Origin of the sequence: Sphingobacterium siyangense (assembly GCF_023277505.1) — a bacterium.
Lineage (GTDB): Bacteria > Bacteroidota > Bacteroidia > Sphingobacteriales > Sphingobacteriaceae > Sphingobacterium > Sphingobacterium siyangense.
In genome coordinates this window covers 2639874-2657049 of sequence record NZ_CP080574.1, presented here as the reverse complement: position 1 = coordinate 2657049, position 17176 = coordinate 2639874, and the positions used below count along the sequence as shown (strand labels likewise).

Below are 17176 nucleotides of genomic sequence, written 5' to 3'. Positions count from 1 at the left end.
TTTGTATTAAAGAATTCCGATAATTGCCAATAGCCTGATATGCGTAAGTTTGACGTTTGTTTGTGCCGTTGTCAGATTAAACTTAGCTTCCAGTAAAGCATTTTCGGCTTCTAGAAGATCGGTAAGAAGTGATTCCTGGTTTATGTAGCTACTTCTGATAACACGAACAGTTTCGGCGGTTTTAATGATATTTTGCTCCGCTGTTTCCATACTCTCCAAAGCCTGTTGCCGCTGCAAATAAGCTTCTTTTACCTGAAGATAGATTTCATCTTTTTTAATGTTCGCTTTTTCTCTTGCCTCATTACTGACCACTTGGGCATGAGCGATGGAATGCTTGCTTTTGTATAGATTATCGATAGAAAACTGGACTTTAACCCCTGTCTGACCAAATCCCCATAAATCATTAGAATACGGATAGAATGAAATCTGCGGATAGGTGTAATTGTAAGTTGAATACAAGGAGACTTTAGGTAACAGCATCGCTTTTACCTGCTTGATGTTCATTTCGCTCAATTTGACAGTGCTATAGGCGATCTTGTATGCCGGCGATTTGTTAAAAGCGATGTCTACATAATCCTCATAGTCACCTTCAGTGATAGCGCTTAACTCGATTGTATCTTGGTATTTTATTGCCAGCTCAGCATCATTTTCACGCCCCATCAGGATATTGACCTGTTGTTTAGCGATTTCAATCTTCTTCGTAACATCAGAAAGGCTGAGCTCCAGTTGAGCTAATTTTACGGAGGTTCTCAATACATCGCTCTTTAGCACAGTGCCGTTTTTATGCAGGCTTTCTACGAGTGCCAGTTGTTTTTTTTCTGCGCCGATTTCTGCATCAAGAAAATCATGGAAATGCAGAAACTTGTATAGATCAAAGTAAGCCGCTGCAACATTATATTTTACACTGTGCTTTTGCAGATCAACTTCATATTGTATGCGTACCGCTTCTTCCTTTTTCATGACAATGTTTCTTTTGTCTTTACCACCATTGTAAAGATTGACGTTCAGGTTGTAACCCACGCCATAACCATAACCTTTTACAGGCACATCCTGTGGAGAAGAAAATAATCCATTGTCATAGATCAGGAATTTGGAATTGAGTTTTGCATCTCCACCAACCGAAAGTTCCGGCAACAAACGGTCTTTCGCTTCCAATATTTCTAAATTGCTCTGCTGGAGATGTAGGTCGGATAGTTTCAGTTGACGGTTATTTGTTTCGGCTACTTTCCAAATTTCTTCCAAACTTAATACCCGCGCATTTTCTATATGCTGGGCATAGAGTGATTGTACAAATAGGGCTAACAATATGCCCAAAATAGGGACTGTTCTATATTGTTTCATCGGTTTTCTTTATATATTTCTTTCCTTTTACTAGCCATGGTTTTACGATCTTTTTCAATTCATCAAAGGCAAAAGTTAAATCTACCATTGGCATAAAAGCATAGTTATACCCATAAGCAAACCAGAAGATATATGCACTGTCAATTTCTTCATCTGAATGATGTGATTTATTATCAGATTTTTGAGCTTGTGTTTCAAGTTTAAAATCTTTGTGAGATGTTATAATTTTATATTTCATAATGACTTTACTATTATTTACACGGCAAAATTATCCAGCATGGCGAAGTATGGTTTCATATAATTAGCCTAATATTTATTAAATTTGGCCACATGGAAATTCTTAGTCAAATAATACATATTGTTGATCAAAACCCTGATTCAATCCTCGTGATGCGACAGCAAACGGAGCAGCGTTTGCCTGCTCACCAGCACAATAAAGCTCAGTTGTTATTAGTTTATGGCGGGATTGCTTACTTGCAGACTGACGAAAAGGACTTCTATATTCCCTCAAATCATTATATTTGGATACCAAAAAATTATCGGCACAACCTGATGTTCAATACGCAGGACCTGTTTATTATCAATATCTATTTTCCGGAAGAAAGTGCTGGTAATTTTTATGAGGAATTGGGCATTTATCCAGTGAGTAAGCTCCTGGCAGAAATGCTCTCATTTAGTGAGAAGTGGCAAGGTGATTATTACAAAGGTTCGTGGGAGTATGAATTTTTAAATACGCTGAAAGGCGTATTATCAAAAGAAAATCTCAAAAAATTCTCCATACAACTTCCTACAACAGACGATCAAAGGCTCAATACCATAATCGACAGTTTTAGAAATCGGTTAAATGAAAATCTAAGTTTAGCGATGATTGCTCAGCAATCAGGAATGAGTGTTCGCAGTCTCACCAGATTATTCCAGCATAAATTGCACATTACATTTGTTCAGTACTTAAAAATGCTACGAATTATTAAGGCAATGGAATTAATCAACGATACAGATTTCAATATGACTGAGATTGCCTACGAGATTGGCTATTCAAATATAGCGGCTTTTAGCAATAACTTTTATCTGCTCACCAATATGAGACCTACGGAATTTAAAACGAAATAGCCTCTTTCCATTATGCAAAGCAACAATTGGTTCAACAAGTTTAAAAACATTCAGCGAAAAAGAACATTTTTGTTAATTACATTATTTACTATTTTTCACCATATAAGCTCTGCTCAAAAAGATCCGCAGTTTAGGGAAGCACTTTCAACCATGACAAAAGCGTCTATTTCCGGAGATATCGAAGGTATTCTAAGTCAAACATCGCCCCGTATAATTGAATGCATGGGCGGCATTGAGCAAGCAACAAAGGTGACCAATGAACTTTATTCTTCTCTTATAAAATACGGGGTTAAAATTGATTCCATGATTAACTATGTCGATATGGATATCTCGAAGATTGATGGAATAGCGTATTGCTTTATTCCCCAAGTACTGGTCATGTCCATGCCCGAAGAAGACAAAATGGCGATCATCCTCAATCGATAGCATCTTTATCGATACAGCATCTTTTATTTTAAACGATTGAAACTTAGTTTCGTTTATAAGATATTGGTTGCGGTTTCAGCTGGAGCAGTGCTTTTTATTCAGAAGAAAGCGATTGCGCACTTTCGCTACAACCGCTTTCTGTGGTCTGTTCGATTAATTCTCGTAAATCACACCTTCGTAGCAAGCGCTATAAAGGTCTTTTAGGTCCTGTAGGCTAGGCTTACGCGGGTTAAAGCCAGTACATGGATCTTGCAAAGCATTTTGGGCCATATAATCCAGATTTTTTTCCCAGTCTTCCTTGGAAATGCCAAATGCCTTAAGGGAGCCAATATTGTTGACCGCAGCTCTTAGTTTTTCAATTTCCTGTGCCAATCCTTCGGCCGAATCTCTACCGACAAGTTTAGCCAAATCAGGATATCTTGTTGTAGCTGTCTGATTAAAACGGATCACATTAGGCAAGAATATCGCATTGGAAGCTCCGTGAGGGACGCCGTAGAGTGCACCTGCCTGATGCGAGAGAGAGTGGACAATACCCAACCAGGCATTGTTGAAAGCCAGTCCGCCCATAAAAGATGCATCGTGCATATTTTGGCGTGCTTTAATGTTTGTCGGGTTATTGACCGCCTCTTCCAGATTTTCGAAAACAATTTCCAGTCCCCCTTTAGCCAAGGCATCGGCATAGTTATTTTCGATGTTGGACACATAGGCTTCCACACAGTGTGTAAGAGCATCTAAACCAGTATTGGAGGTAATATGTGCAGGCATCGTGGCACAAATCTCTCCATCGACAATAGCGATATCCGGCGTCAATTCATACGATACGATTGGATACTTCACTCCTTTTTCCCGATCAGTAATCACAGCCAATCCTGTGGTTTCCGTACCTGTACCGCTTGTTGATGGAATGGCAATGAATTTAGCCTTTTGACGCAATGTTGGCACGTTAAAAGGTTGGGTCATCGCTTCAAAATTTGCATCGGGATATTCATAAAACACCCACATCATCTTTGCCGCATCAATTGCAGAGCAACCTCCTAGACCAATGATCCAATCGGGCTGAAAATCAGTCATCACTGCAGCACCTCGAAGGCTTGTCGCCGATGATGGATCTTCTTCGACACCGTCAAAAACAGCAGTTTCCAATCCTGCTTCGGTCAAATAACTTATGGCACGGTCCAAAGTTCCGCTTTTTTTCATGGATTGACCACCAGTTACGATGATGGCTTTTTTTCCAGTTAGATTTTTCAATTCCGACAATGTACCAGCCCCGTGGAATACTTCGCTGGCAACAAATAACTTGCTCATATATTTTACATTAAATTTCTGATGCAAAGTTACTGTGCCCGGGAAGGCAAATGTTATACTTTACTTACGATATGATATACATTTGATCCAAACAACCACAGGACAGAAACGCATCAAATCGCATAATAGACTTAAGTCTTATACATTTGCGCCAATTGCTGCTGCAGATTGGTTGGCGTTTCGTCCAGTTTGGCGCGCACAAACTTGTTCAGTGCCGCAGGTGAATTGAATCCGAGTTCAAAGGCAATCTCCTTATGCGAGTAGTTGGATAACAGCAGCAATTGTTTGATTTCATTCATAATCCGCGCATGAATGGTTTCTATAGAGGTCAGTCCTGCAATCTTGCGGGTAATTTCATTTAACTTTTTTGGAGACAGCTGTAATTTTTCTGCATACCAGCCCACGGTACGCTCCGTTTTATAATGCCTTTCCAACAATTCCAGAAATTTACCATAGATCTTTGCGTTTTCATTACTGAGCTGGCTGTTTCCCCATTTGGTATGGACAAATTCCACCAATTTGAGTAAGATGATTTTGATGTAGAAACGCGCTTGCTCCTTCTTGATCGATGTTAAATCCTGATATGATTTTTCGACCTGCTCCAGCAGCATCTCTATTTCTGAGGTTTCTGCCTCGGGCAATTCAATATGATTGAGCTTTACGGAGATATTGTAGTTGTAAATACTCAATTCGTTTTTCAGGATATCCGAACAGAATAGTACTTCGTCAAACAGGATCAATTTGCCTTCAAAGTCGTCGCTTAGCAACTCTTTGGCGGAGAGCTGACCGGGAAAGATGACACATATATGAGGTGCATTGACGGTATAACGGCGGTCTTCCACCTGCAGATTGAGCCGACCTTTTTTAACAAACAAAAGGCAAAAATGGTCTTTTGTATGAGGTTCTCTATAAGCTGCGAGAGCTTCCCTGTCCAAATCAAAAATATGAAAAGGGGTGATCGCCCTTTCAGCTTTATATTGTATATCTTTTAGATGATAAACTATCATAGAGGCCATGATAAGCATTTATTCTGAATTCGTCAAATTTACTTTTTCGTCAAGCTAGCGTGAATAGAAAGCCTATTTTTCTCCTTCACATCAGAACATTCGAAGCTCTTCAATGAACGTTATCCAGTGAGAATTGTTCATTAATTTTAAAAAAAAGGACTAATCTTTCGACTAGCCCCTTAACTAAATTATAAACGAATTCTTTATGGATCGGAGTATACTTTCTAAAAGCCCAATCCCTAAACCTAAGCTTAAAAATGGCCAGGCCTTAAACCTGACCATACAATTAAACCAACCGAAACTAAACTTCCTAAATTGAATCGATCGTCAATAAATAGACAAATGCTTGAAGTGATTGGTTTGATAAAATTAAAAAAGGTCGAGTTTAGCACTGTGATAATACAGCCGTTGAGATAATACAGCCGTTTATTTAGGTTGTTTTTGCACTAAATACAACGTTATATTTGAATTTCTTAACTTTGTTCTATGGAAACAAAAATAGTCCGAAGTGTCTCTGAATTCAATAGTGAACTGAGATTGCAGGGTTTTAAAGCATTTCAGATTGAGGATGACAGTAATGCTACACGTGTTTATAGTCGTAAAGATTTCTTTAAAATATGCCTTACAACTGGTAAAAGTAAGATTCATTACGCAGATAAAAGCTTTGAACAAGAAGGCACGATACTATTTTTTGGGAACCCGCATATCCCCTATTCCTGGGAAACCATTTCTACGACCTATGCAGGTTATACATGCTTGTTTTCGGAAGACTTTTTAAGACAGGCCGACCGCGCGGAAAGCTTGCAGCAATCGCCGTTCTTTAAAATCGGAGGTACGCCGGTCTTAAAAATCACGGAGGATCAACGCTTGTTCCTTAACACACTTTTCGAGAAGATGATCGAAGAGCAAAAAAGTGATTATACGTTTAAAGATGAACTCATACGCAATTATATCAACCTAATCATTCACGAAGCCCTTAAACTTCAACCGTCAGAAGTGTATACCCCTACCAAGAATGGTACAGCACGTATCGCATCGGTGTTTTTGGAACTATTAGAACGTCAATTTCCAATCGAAACACCTACAAGTCCGCTCAAAATGAGAACAGCGCAAGATTATGCACAAAACCTCAACATCCATGTCAACTATCTGAATCGTGCTGTAAAAGAAATTACGGGCAAATCTACAACGACGCTGATTTCAGAAAGAATCCTAACAGAAGCTAAAGCCCTGCTGTTGCACACAGACTGGAATATTTCAGAAATAGCCAGCGCACTGGGATTTGAATATCCTACTTATTTCAATAACTTCTTTAAAAAACTGACGGGAACAAACCCGAAATCGCTCCGGGAATCTGAGATTTGAAATTCTTAAGTTTTAGTTTGATAATCGTTAACACCTCCCCTTTATACTGATCTACCTTTGTATCTGTAATAATTAATGTAATACAGATATGAAAATAGCATTAACATTATTGGTCTTGTCTTTCCTGTTTTCTGATAGGACTTCCGCGCAGCATGTACAATCAAACCAAAATTTAAAACCGATGAATAGTTCGTCAGATCATTATACTTTTCAATTAAGCGATAAGGTAACCCGCAAAAAAGTAAGTTTTAAAAACCGTTATGGCATCACACTTTTTGGCGATTTATACATCCCTAAAAACACAGACAACAAAGTGTTATCTGCACTTGCCATCAGTGGCCCTTTTGGTGCAGTGAAAGAGCAATCTTCTGGATTGTATGCCAACCAAATGGCGGAAAGAGGATTTATTGCCTTGGCGTTCGACCCTTCCTACACTGGTGAAAGCAGCGGTTCACCTCGTAACGTAGCATCGCCAGATATCAACACCGAAGATTTCAGCGCAGCTGTAGACTTTCTAGGGCTGCAGAAAAACATTGACAGGAACAAAATCGGAATCATTGGCATCTGTCGATTTGCTGGCTTTGCATTAAATGCAACGGCAGTAGACAAACGTATAAAAGCAGTAGCAACGACCAGTATGTACGATATGACGCGCGTCATGTCAAAAGGCTATAACGATGTGGTAACTGCAGCGCAACGTACACAAACATTGGAACAATTAGGCCTGCAGCGCTGGAAAGATGCCGAAAGCGGATCTTACGCATCTTCAACAAACAATTTACCGGAAAAATTGACTGGCAGTGAGCCTCAGTTTGTCAGGGAATATTTTGATTATTATAAAACAGCTCGTGGATTTCATCCTCGTTCTATCAATTCAAATGCTTCATGGACGGCAACTTCCCCCCTGTCGTTTATGAATATGCCGATTCTCTCTTATATCAAGGAAATTGCACCTCGCCCCATGCTAATCATTGCAGGTGAAAATGCTCATTCAAGATATTTCAGTGAAGACGCTTATAAAGCTGCTACCGAACCAAAGGAGCTAATGATTATCCCCAATGCAGTTCATGTTGACTTATATGATCAATTCGACAAAATTCCATTCGATAAACTGACAGCATTCTTTATTGCTAATTTAAAATAACGTACTTATTTCATTAAATTACATATAAAATTTAACTAGCTATTCCATGAAAACATCAGATAACAGTTATCAGGAAGATATTTTTGAACGATTGAAAAAGAATAAAAATATTTCTTCCGATGATCCCCAAGGATACCGTTTGAAGCAAGCTTCTTTTGCTACAAAAGCATTCTTGGTGCCTATGAACAATTCGGCTGATCCCAATGAGATAAGAAATCTATTAAGTCAGATTACCGGTTCAGCTATAGATGAAAGTACAACTGTATTTACACCATTATATATCAACTATGGCAAGAATACAAAGATAGGAAAAAATGTCTTCATCAACTTTGACTGTGTTTTTTTGGATTTAGGTGGTATAATTATAGAAGATGATGTGTTAATCGCTCCCAAAGTGAGTTTATTAACAGAAGGCCATCCAATTGAGGCTGAAAACAGACAATCGTTAAATGTGGCTACGATCCATATCAAAAAGAATGCCTGGATCGGGGCAAATGCAACAATCCTGCCCGGTGTTACAATCGGAGAAAATGCTGTGGTAGCAGCTGGCTCCGTTGTCAGCAAGGACGTACCGGATAATACAGTTGTCGGTGGAATTCCGGCAAAAATCATTAAAAACATATAATAAAGAATTCAGATCATCTTTATATCGGATGGTCTTTATGAAGACCAAATTGCAAACTATATGAACGGGTTATTCGTTATCCCAATTATGGCGATAAGTTTATTCGCCTGCAACACTAAAACAGATCATACAATGAACACAGCAGAAATATTTCCCAAAGGGGAACCATTGCCTAAGGAATGGTTTACTGGAAATGCATTTTTAACCCCTTTGGTAGCAAAGGATAAAAACAATGATTTCTCGGCAGGTAGCGTAACTTTTGCACCTGGTGCGAGAACAAACTGGCATACACATCCTAAAGGCCAGGTTTTACTGGTAATCGAAGGAAATGGACTCTATCAGGAGAAAGGGAAGCCGGCACAAGCAATCAAAAAAGGTGATGTTGTCAATATTCCTGAGAATATAGAACACTGGCACGGCGCAACTGCTACTACGAAAATGGTACATGTTGCCATCACTAATTTTAAAGAAAATGTTCAGGTTACTTGGCTAAATCCCGTAACAGAAGAAGAATTCAGTTTGGCCAATAAATAATAAAGCCTGTACTTGTTTTGAACAGCGCTTTATTGTCAGAACTCCGCCATAGCTCGATATCGATAGGCTCATGGTTACCTACAGTCGACTTCTAATCCTTGAAAACTAATTGGGTGACTTTAGCTTAGCGAAATTCTTGATCATGTCAATCTTTTTTTTCGAAAAATAAAAGAACTTAGTTTATATATAACCTAAGGAATCGGCTATTTCTTTGCCGGAACCGTAAGTTTCCACCATCAATATGACGTCCGGATTTATTTCTCTTATAATCTGTACCGCATGGGCTTTGCCATCCTCACTATCATTTGCTCCGTGCAATATATTCCATGACATCACCTTGAAGATTTCAGCTTGCTTTTGGGCTTCGCAGTTAAAGCAAAGAAATGTTAATGTTAAAAAGAAAATAGTAAACTTCATGTCGTGTCTTTATTAATTTATAGATTTCAAATTTAGAAGATTCATCAATGTATTGCAGGGCCAATATTAAAAAATAAATATATACAAACGGTGCCGATATCTTATTGTATCCGGCCGCTTTCGCTTTCGAGAGCCGATTTGCGATTACGTTGATCCTTAGTCGCTCCACTGCTGAACCTATAGTTGAAACTCAGACGTACCTGTCTTGATTCGTAGTAGCCATAGCTTGATGAAAGCAGTCCTGGTAAATTTTGCGTGTATTTAACTTGGTTACCTTTATAGATGTCGGTGATAGCCAGTCGTATTGTTGCTTTGTCTTTTAATACAGATTTTTGGAACGCAATGTCCGCTTGACTAACCGGTCTACTGATGGTATTGGCCCCACCGAGTCGTTTTGAATTGTAGACCACCGAAACTTCTGCCCTCATCTGAAAGGGGAGTTTGAAGGTCTGAAGGAGACCGGCACGTCCCGCAGTTTGCCTCAAGTTGAGATTTTGGTACTGGTCAAAGGAAACGTCATTATGGATATAATACAACAGGCCATTGAAAGTCATGTCCCACCAGGGCCTAGGCGAATAAGTCTGCGTCAGGGACAGGGACCAATGTTGCTGTGTCCCCACATTTTTACTGATCATCATGATTTTATCCTGTTCCAGTGTATCTGTTACTTTTGCATTCAATTGGTCTGTATAGGCATAGTTTATGCCTATTATTGTCGAATTTTTCCCGGAATAAAGTAACGAAAACCTTTGGGTCAATGAAGGTACCAGGAAGGGGTTCCCTTTCCAGAATGAAAGCTCGTCAAGCATATATACAAAAGGATTGAGATCCTGATATGCTGGTCTTTCTATACGTTTGGCATAAGACAAAGACAGTGTCTGTTTAGCAGTCAATTGTGTGGCAATGGAAAAAAAGGGGAAAAAGTTAGTAAACTTTCTATTGATATGTTCGTTGAGATCTGCCCCATACCCCTGATAAAGTAGGGTACCATTGGAGCTAGCATATTCTAGTCGCAGTCCGCCCTGTAGGGACCAGGCACCAATGGACCGTTTGTAGTCAACATACGCACTGCTGATATGCTCATCGAAGTGAAAATCATTTGAACGTCTATTGTCTAGGCTATCTTCCGATTGTTTAACATGATAAAAGTTTGCGTTATTTTTTGAGCCTACTGCGGAGTATTTGGCACCTGTTTCCAACTTCCCACCCCATAACCGCGTCGCATAGTCTATTTTTAATCCTTTTAGATCAATATCGATATCATTAAGAGTACGGTAAAAGTTTTCGTCAGTAACGACATACTGATTGTCACGGTAAATATTTGACTGCAAGTTTTTGTTCCATTTACCGAAGAGACCGTAATCGGCATCAATATTTAGAATATGCCCTATTGTATCTTCGTATTTGTAGTTCAGGTTAAAATTGTAGCGTTTCGTATTCTGCCCGTAATAATCGTTAATGGCATCCAGCGTTTCCTCAACCGTGGTGGAAGGCGGTGTCGTAATGGCTGTAGCGGTATTGGTTAGACCTCCTCCAAAGATAAAATTGCTATTTGCCAAAAAACCGACCGTATTCTTTTCGTCAATAAAATAGTCGACCCCGACTTGAGCCGCCATTTTCTGACGTTTGTCGACGTCGATCGTATGGCTGTCATACGACTTTCCGTTTTGCTGGCGATCCGTACCATAAAGGTAATTGTAATACCCCAATGTATGATTGTAAGTTCCATAGACATTAATCCTATTAACCCGATAGTTAAATGCAAGGTTTTCCAATTGTTTGGGACTGACACCATAGGCAAAGGCCGTGGAAATGTTTCCATTTAATCCTTTTGTCTGATTTTTTTTGGTTTTGATATTGATTATACCTGCAGCTCCAGTGGCATCATATTTGGCACTTGGATTATTGATAATTTCGATGGATTTGAGGTTATTTGATGACATCGATTTCAATAGATCACTAAGTTCTTTTCCTGAAAGAAAAGTTTGTTTTCCGTCCAGGAGGATCTGTACACCACTTTTCCCATTGAGTGTAATGTCTGTATCGTTTTCTATCTGCACACCAGGGGATCTCTTCAAAGCATCGAAAGCTGATATATCCTGTGAGCCTATGCTATTCTCTACATGATAGACGACTGTACCTCCATCTACAGAAAACAACTTCTTTTTACCTTCTACTTCTGCCGCTTCCAATGTATTTTCCTGTCGGAGAAGATGTAGTGTCCCAACGTTGCCATTGGACGGATTAAACGAGCTGCTTCTCAACTCTTTATAACCAATGTGCTTAATCAACAAATAATAGTTACCCGTTAGTTTATACGCAATCTGAAAACAGCCCGTGCTATCTGTCATTGAACTAGCTATCAGTTTGCTATCAATACTATATAAGCTTATTGTAGCCAGGAAAACAGGTACGTGATCAGGATTGACGACCTTACCCTGCACGATATTTTCCGTAGCTTGCCCATAAAGGGCTCCGCTCCATAAGAAGAATATCCCAATTAATAAGAGTTTTGGTAAAAAAGTCATTCGGTTTATAATAAAATCGGTTTTTTCACTTGGATTAACGAGACCATATCCTGTGACCTAAAATGGATGTTCATATTCTCCAACTAATATGCTTTAAAAAAGCTATTTTATTTCAAAATGCCAATTGTAATCAATTATTTTTGCAGATGAATATCTCATAATGCGTCTATAAATTAACAATAACAAAATCTTTAATACTTAAAAGATGCATTAAAGTTGCCAATTCTAAAATCCATCCAATCTTCTGCTTTCGTATGTTCAATTACAGTTTGACACCTCATCCTTTCTCTGGCAACTGGCTTAAGCGTGTCATCGGAACCTTCCTTTTCATCTTATTGGTCCATACGATTGGTCGGTTACCGCGATGTAGCAACAGGACTGGGCTTACGATCAAAAATAACCGGTTTTTCACTACCGTCCAACAGAATTCCTATACCTTGAATCTGACCGTCCACATCGCTAAAGAAGTTAAAGAGAAGATTACTTGGTTCAGTATCCGCTACCCCATTTTTATCGACAGACCGTGGGTCAAAAACATCATAATGTCGATGAATAAGAACAACCTTCTCATAACCGAGTTCACTGTATAACTTGTTATTCTTAAGCCTTACCTCAATAATTCCATATGCAGGGTTTTCAAAAGAACCAGTGTACTGTTTTAAGGAATGGGAAGGTTTCGTCGCTGTAACGGGCAACTTTTCTTCTTCTTCTTTTTTAATATGGCGCATTGAGTCGATTTCAGCCTTTTTTTCACCATTCCAGTCGATTGGATTCAAACCAAGAAGTATATCCGCTATGGAATTTCTGACCACTGTAGGAACTTTAGATACGTTTTGATTGGTTAATACGACAATTCCGAGTGTATCTGTTGGAAAAAATGCTACATTCGCAGAAAATCCGTTAATATTTCCACCATGTTCTACTTGATAATGTCCTCTATAGGAGCCAATCATCCAGCCTAAACCATAATTGGAAAGGAAGACATCTTTATGTTTGTCTGGTAAAGCTGCATCCATCACCATTTGGGAGCTCGCAGCCTCATTTATATAATTTGCAGGAATTATTTCTTTCCCATTGAAATAACCTCGGTTGAGCCAAACCTTGAGCCAATTGGACATGTCATTAGCACTGCTATTTATGCTTCCTGCTGGCCCCATACCACTAATATTATAATAATCAATCAGTTTTATCGTGTTATCTTTGGAAAGTGTATAGGGCAAAGAAGCATCGCTGTCCCGTTGAAATGCTAAAAGATCGGTATTAGAACGGGTCATTTGTAGGGGGGTAAAAAACTTTTCTTGTATATTTTGTTCCCATGTCTTACCACTCATTCGCTCCACAATCATTCCTTGAGCAAGGTACATGAAGTTATTATAGAACCATTTCATTCGCAGGCCTGAGCTGGGTTTCATAAATCTGACCCGTGAAATCAGACTATCTCTATTTTTGCTATTGAACAGAAACCAAGATAAATCATAGCGGGACAAGCCTGTCCTATGCGCCATTAGGTCTTTAACAACGATTTGATTATCCATCTCATCATTGTAAAACCGCAACGTTGGCAGTAAAGATACCGCTCTGTCCTCAAATGTTAGTTTGCCATCTGCTCTCAATAAACCTAACAATGAAGCAGTAAAAGCTTTGGAGCTTGAACCAATTGCAAAAAGCGTATTGGGTGTGACGGGTTTTTTATTCGCGAAATCACGATAACCAAATCCCTTATTATAAATTATTTTATTGCCTTTCACAACAGCAACGGCAAAACCCGCCACATGATGATCTTTTAAAACTTGGCCGAGAACAGAATCAATTACTTCAAATTGATCTTTCTGCCTGCCTACTTTTCCAACCTGAGAAAATAGTGAAAAAGAAAACCAGGAACAAAAAATAAAGGTTAAGAGGAATTTCATATCAAGTTGGAATTTATACGAAAATACTTATTCAACTTGATTCCCGCAAACTCCTGAAGACATTAGCTTTAGCTATTTTATCCCCGGATGCTCCTAGTAAAAGAAAGAAGAATACTGGCGCTGCAGAAGATTAAACTTCGTTTATTCTAGCGCTCACTCTTATCCCGCGATCTTACCAGTCAAACAATTCAGAAGTTTTAAAATGATTTTAAACTTCTGCATGACGATTTTTGTTTATTGAAGGAATTATAAATGGTTAAGGTACCCAAGAGTAACTCTTCGGTTGATGATAAGATTGTTTAATAGTCAATTTCATACGGTGTGTTCTTTTTAGCGACTAAGCTTTCTACCTATTCTAAATTATAAAAGCATTGACTTCCAATCGCGCCACCACCATATTCCAGCACAAGCCTGTCATTTACCATAATGTAAGTACAACCGTCATTATAAGCCGTTTTTAAGCTATCGGCAATTGGTTTATCAAACACATTAAAAGAATACATTCCCATTCCGCTTCGTTGAAAGCTAATATTACAAGGTTCTCCGCTTGTAATACCGATACAATTTGCATTATCTAACTTCTCTTTGAGAGTCTTTAAAGTCCCTCTTGTCCAACCAAGTTTTTGCAATAAAGAGTCTGCTTTATTCGAATTAATTTTCACATCCCAGTTACTTTCAAACTTGCCGTCCACCTCCAAATGAAAGATACCTACCATATTGTTATTCTCAAATTCTATATGAACTAATTTGTTAGGTAGAATTATTTTGTTTATATAATTTTTGACTTCATAAATCTCGGCTCTTTTTTCCTCAAAGTTTTCTTTAAGTTCCGTTACGGAATAATCTTTGTCAACACCGCCAAAACCAGCCATAAACAAACCGATACCAACAAAAAGAATTAAAAATCCAATCCCGAATAAAAATAAAAATATGTTTAGAATAACTCTCATTTGTCTGTGGCACACTATTAAACGAACATCTACATTATCAAACAACTATGGTATAATAAATGGTCTGTCCGTCTACAAAATCTAATAACCTATTCTTTAGTATAATTCGACTTTCCGTTTACATCCACCTGCTTACCTAAATGCTTTGGTTTTCTATTTCTCATTACATCCAAAACAGCTTTCGTAACCGATAGTTTTTCTCTAAATGCATAATATTTATACCCCGGGTAAGCGCCTCGATCTGCACTATAGCCGAATGATTTTATACCCAATTTATCGCCCAGATAAACACATCTATTTAGATGATATTTCTGAGATACCAAGATTGCCGTATCAACATTAAATATATATTTTGCCCGGTACATGGTCGAGTAGCTATCGAACCCAGCATAGTCAATATAAATTTTTGCGGTATCGATGCCATTTTTCTGACAGTACAACTTCATTACGCTAAGCTCATCGTACTCGTCTCTTCCGTTGTCTCCCGACAGCAATATTTTATCCACTTTGTGGTTTTTGTACAATGAAATCCCAGCATCGAGTCTATCTTTCAAATATCTACTTGGCTGATCACCATTGATACCAGCGCCAAAAATGATGGCGACCTTGGTTCTTGGCACATCTTTAAGTTCAGTGAAAATCACCGAATCTGTTTTAGCCCTTACATTGCTATTGGTTATCACCACAACAACCAGGGCTACTACACATAGAGCGACGACCACTAAAACGAACCTTTTAATCTTTTTCATTAGCTTGATTTGTTCATGATAAACTTATCATTTTAAACACAAATTTAACAGTACAACCTATTAAAAATCGAACCAATTATAATTCGCTGAAGATAAATTATCATTCGTAGGCACTTACGGGCTTTTCGGTATATTTCATATGGCTATTGATGCACTAGAATTCAAACATAACCAACATCGCTTTATGATCGGTTGGCCACACGCCTTCGGGTAGCAGGAAATTATCTTTACTATCTTTTTCCTGCTTCTGCCCATACTTTACGGTTTCCACAGGACCGACAATGTTAGCTTTTACTGCCTTCAACGGCTTTTTGCTGCGGTAATAAACGTAATCGATCCGATCCCGATCATCCGCTGTGGGTGCCCATGCCAATTTCTCAATAGGAACATCTTTGTTAAAAGCAGGGTAAGTAAAACCAGGATGACTGACCGGATTGGGATATAATTGACGGAAGCTATCTATAAATCCGGCTTTTTCTAATAAAACCGAACAGTCCCAGGGAACCACTGCCCCACGATGGTCAAAAAGATCTTTTGTTGCCAATGTCCAATCCAAATGCGAAGGCTCATTAAAATCACCTGCAATAATAAACGTTTGTGATTGATCCTCTTTCTCTACATCGCTCAGGATATCCTGGATAGCTTCATCACGTTTGCTTTTACGATTAGCCTCAATAATGGTACCTACGTCTGATACAGGACGATCTAACTTTTTCCAGGTCACACCATCATAACCACGTGGTAAATAGCAGGCATAATTCGTGTAGTCCAAGTGTAAAGAATAACATACAAAAGAACGCTTTCCAATCTTGATCTTACTTTTTAAAACACCGCCCATAGTACTATCTTTTTCATAAAGCCTATGCTGTGATTCAATCGGATATTTGGAAATAAAACCGACATCCAGTTTTGCGTCACTGGACTGGCCAAAATATATAGCCCCCTTAGCTTTGAGTTCCGTTAGTATACGCTGAATAAAGTCTGTTCCCTTGTAATTGCGGACTTCACTAAAGAGAACGACATCTGCATGCTTGGCAATAATTTCGTCTGCAATCGCAGGAAACCCATTCGGCACGACAGTCCCCTCCTGCCAGATATTGATTTGCAGTACCTTTACCTCATTTTTTGCCTGAGCGAAGAGCATATGCCCTAAAAGGGTTATCACCAAAAGCAATATAATTTTTCTTAATTTCATTGGAGTTGTCTATTTCTATGAACAAGTATTACCACAACGTTCTTATCGAAATGCGGTTTCTACCATTATCTTATAAGCGAGTTTCTTACTTATTTCTGTAATAACCAAATAATTTTATCCACATTATCAACTCCACCCCATTGTCGTAGACTTGCTTCATCAACTTTTTCCCGATTTGTATCGAATTCAGAAGTAGGATACATCCAACGCAAAGGCATTTCCGTATTTGTAACATTTTGATCAGCTTCAATTGAATAGCATTATATTTAGCAACATTCCAAAATTTATTAAATAGCGAATTATTTAATATCTTAGCCATACAAAGTTTTAGCATAACGGATGGCAAGCCAAAAGTGGGTGGCATATTCATAAATTGTCGCCCGAATGATGAATGGAACTATTATGCTGGTCCCTGAGTAAAGGCACAAAATACCGAAATAAATATTCAGACACCACTGGTCATTAACAATTAAAAAAGCATTAGCTTCGATATCGCTTTTTCACTTAAACGCCTTTAAGCAGTGTGTGAATATGCGGCTAAAATCAGATCAGCCTGAGTCGGGAAGCCTA

16 protein-coding genes are annotated in these 17176 nt (G+C 38.6%); 6 read left to right on the top strand and 10 right to left on the bottom strand.

All coding sequences use genetic code 11. The features are described 5' to 3' along the window. Nucleotides 1-6 precede the first annotated feature (6 nt). On the bottom strand, nt 7-1341 hold the full coding sequence (locus K2F45_RS10690) for a TolC family protein (RefSeq protein ID WP_088161192.1): 1335 nt from the start codon (nt 1339-1341) through the stop codon (nt 7-9). Further along, on the bottom strand, nt 1328-1579 hold the full coding sequence (locus K2F45_RS10685; RefSeq protein WP_075992144.1) for a hypothetical protein: 252 nt from the start codon (nt 1577-1579) through the stop codon (nt 1328-1330). The genes K2F45_RS10690 and K2F45_RS10685 overlap by 14 nt, the downstream gene beginning before the upstream one ends. 92 nt (nt 1580-1671) lie before the next feature. On the opposite strand from K2F45_RS10685, the gene K2F45_RS10680 reads away from it, so the two are divergent. Together K2F45_RS10680 and K2F45_RS10675 are read left to right on the top strand one after the other, a co-directional pair. Further along, a complete protein-coding gene (locus tag K2F45_RS10680; protein ID WP_075992143.1) occupies nt 1672-2451 on the top strand; it encodes an AraC family transcriptional regulator in 780 nt (259 codons plus the stop codon). Nucleotides 2452-2463: 12 nt separating this feature from the next. After that, on the top strand, nt 2464-2877 hold the full coding sequence (locus tag K2F45_RS10675; protein ID WP_088161191.1) for a hypothetical protein: 414 nt from the start codon (nt 2464-2466) through the stop codon (nt 2875-2877). Between the two features lie 153 nt (nt 2878-3030). Here K2F45_RS10675 and K2F45_RS10670 read toward each other — a convergent pair whose 3' ends face one another. Beyond that, nucleotides 3031-4182 carry an iron-containing alcohol dehydrogenase gene (locus K2F45_RS10670; RefSeq protein WP_248933527.1) on the bottom strand — a complete coding sequence of 384 codons (1152 nt, stop codon included), beginning with the start codon at nt 4180-4182 and terminating at the stop codon, nt 3031-3033. A 131-nt stretch (nt 4183-4313) separates the two neighbouring features. After that, entirely contained in the window at nt 4314-5198 is an 885-nt protein-coding gene (locus K2F45_RS10665) for an AraC family transcriptional regulator (protein WP_248933526.1), read from the bottom strand. A gap of 477 nt (nt 5199-5675) precedes the next feature. Between K2F45_RS10665 and K2F45_RS10660 the strand changes: the two genes are divergently transcribed. From K2F45_RS10660 to K2F45_RS10645, 4 genes are all read left to right on the top strand, one after another. Beyond that, on the top strand, nt 5676-6554 hold the full coding sequence (locus K2F45_RS10660) for a helix-turn-helix domain-containing protein (protein ID WP_248933525.1): 879 nt from the start codon (nt 5676-5678) through the stop codon (nt 6552-6554). Between the two features lie 88 nt (nt 6555-6642). Next, entirely contained in the window at nt 6643-7698 is a 1056-nt protein-coding gene (locus K2F45_RS10655; RefSeq protein ID WP_248933524.1) for an alpha/beta hydrolase, read from the top strand. Nucleotides 7699-7744: 46 nt separating this feature from the next. After that, entirely contained in the window at nt 7745-8323 is a 579-nt protein-coding gene (locus K2F45_RS10650; RefSeq protein WP_248933523.1) for a sugar O-acetyltransferase, read from the top strand. A 132-nt stretch (nt 8324-8455) separates the two neighbouring features. Further along, nucleotides 8456-8857 carry a (R)-mandelonitrile lyase gene (locus K2F45_RS10645; protein WP_083663811.1) on the top strand — a complete coding sequence of 134 codons (402 nt, stop codon included), beginning with the start codon at nt 8456-8458 and terminating at the stop codon, nt 8855-8857. A gap of 180 nt (nt 8858-9037) precedes the next feature. Here the strand turns inward: K2F45_RS10645 and K2F45_RS10640 are convergent, their stop codons facing one another. The 6 genes from K2F45_RS10640 to K2F45_RS10615 form a co-directional block, all read right to left on the bottom strand. Further along, the gene (locus K2F45_RS10640) at nt 9038-9274 is read right to left on the bottom strand and encodes an endonuclease/exonuclease/phosphatase family protein (protein WP_075992136.1); all 237 of its coding nucleotides are present in this window, start codon (nt 9272-9274) and stop codon (nt 9038-9040) included. 101 nt (nt 9275-9375) lie between these two features. Continuing rightward, nucleotides 9376-11802: a TonB-dependent receptor gene (locus K2F45_RS10635; RefSeq protein ID WP_248933522.1), complete on the bottom strand. Its 2427-nt coding sequence runs from the start codon at nt 11800-11802 to the stop codon at nt 9376-9378. A 356-nt stretch (nt 11803-12158) separates the two neighbouring features. Beyond that, nucleotides 12159-13712, bottom strand: coding sequence for a serine hydrolase (locus K2F45_RS10630; RefSeq protein ID WP_248933521.1), 1554 nt, complete (start codon nt 13710-13712; stop codon nt 12159-12161). A 350-nt stretch (nt 13713-14062) separates the two neighbouring features. After that, the gene (locus K2F45_RS10625; protein WP_075992132.1) at nt 14063-14662 is read right to left on the bottom strand and encodes a hypothetical protein; all 600 of its coding nucleotides are present in this window, start codon (nt 14660-14662) and stop codon (nt 14063-14065) included. An 89-nt stretch (nt 14663-14751) separates the two neighbouring features. Beyond that, nucleotides 14752-15411 carry a SanA/YdcF family protein gene (locus K2F45_RS10620; RefSeq protein WP_248933520.1) on the bottom strand — a complete coding sequence of 220 codons (660 nt, stop codon included), beginning with the start codon at nt 15409-15411 and terminating at the stop codon, nt 14752-14754. Between the two features lie 154 nt (nt 15412-15565). Beyond that, nucleotides 15566-16606 carry an endonuclease/exonuclease/phosphatase family protein gene (locus tag K2F45_RS10615; protein WP_248933519.1) on the bottom strand — a complete coding sequence of 347 codons (1041 nt, stop codon included), beginning with the start codon at nt 16604-16606 and terminating at the stop codon, nt 15566-15568. Between the last annotated feature and the right edge of the window lie 570 nt (nt 16607-17176).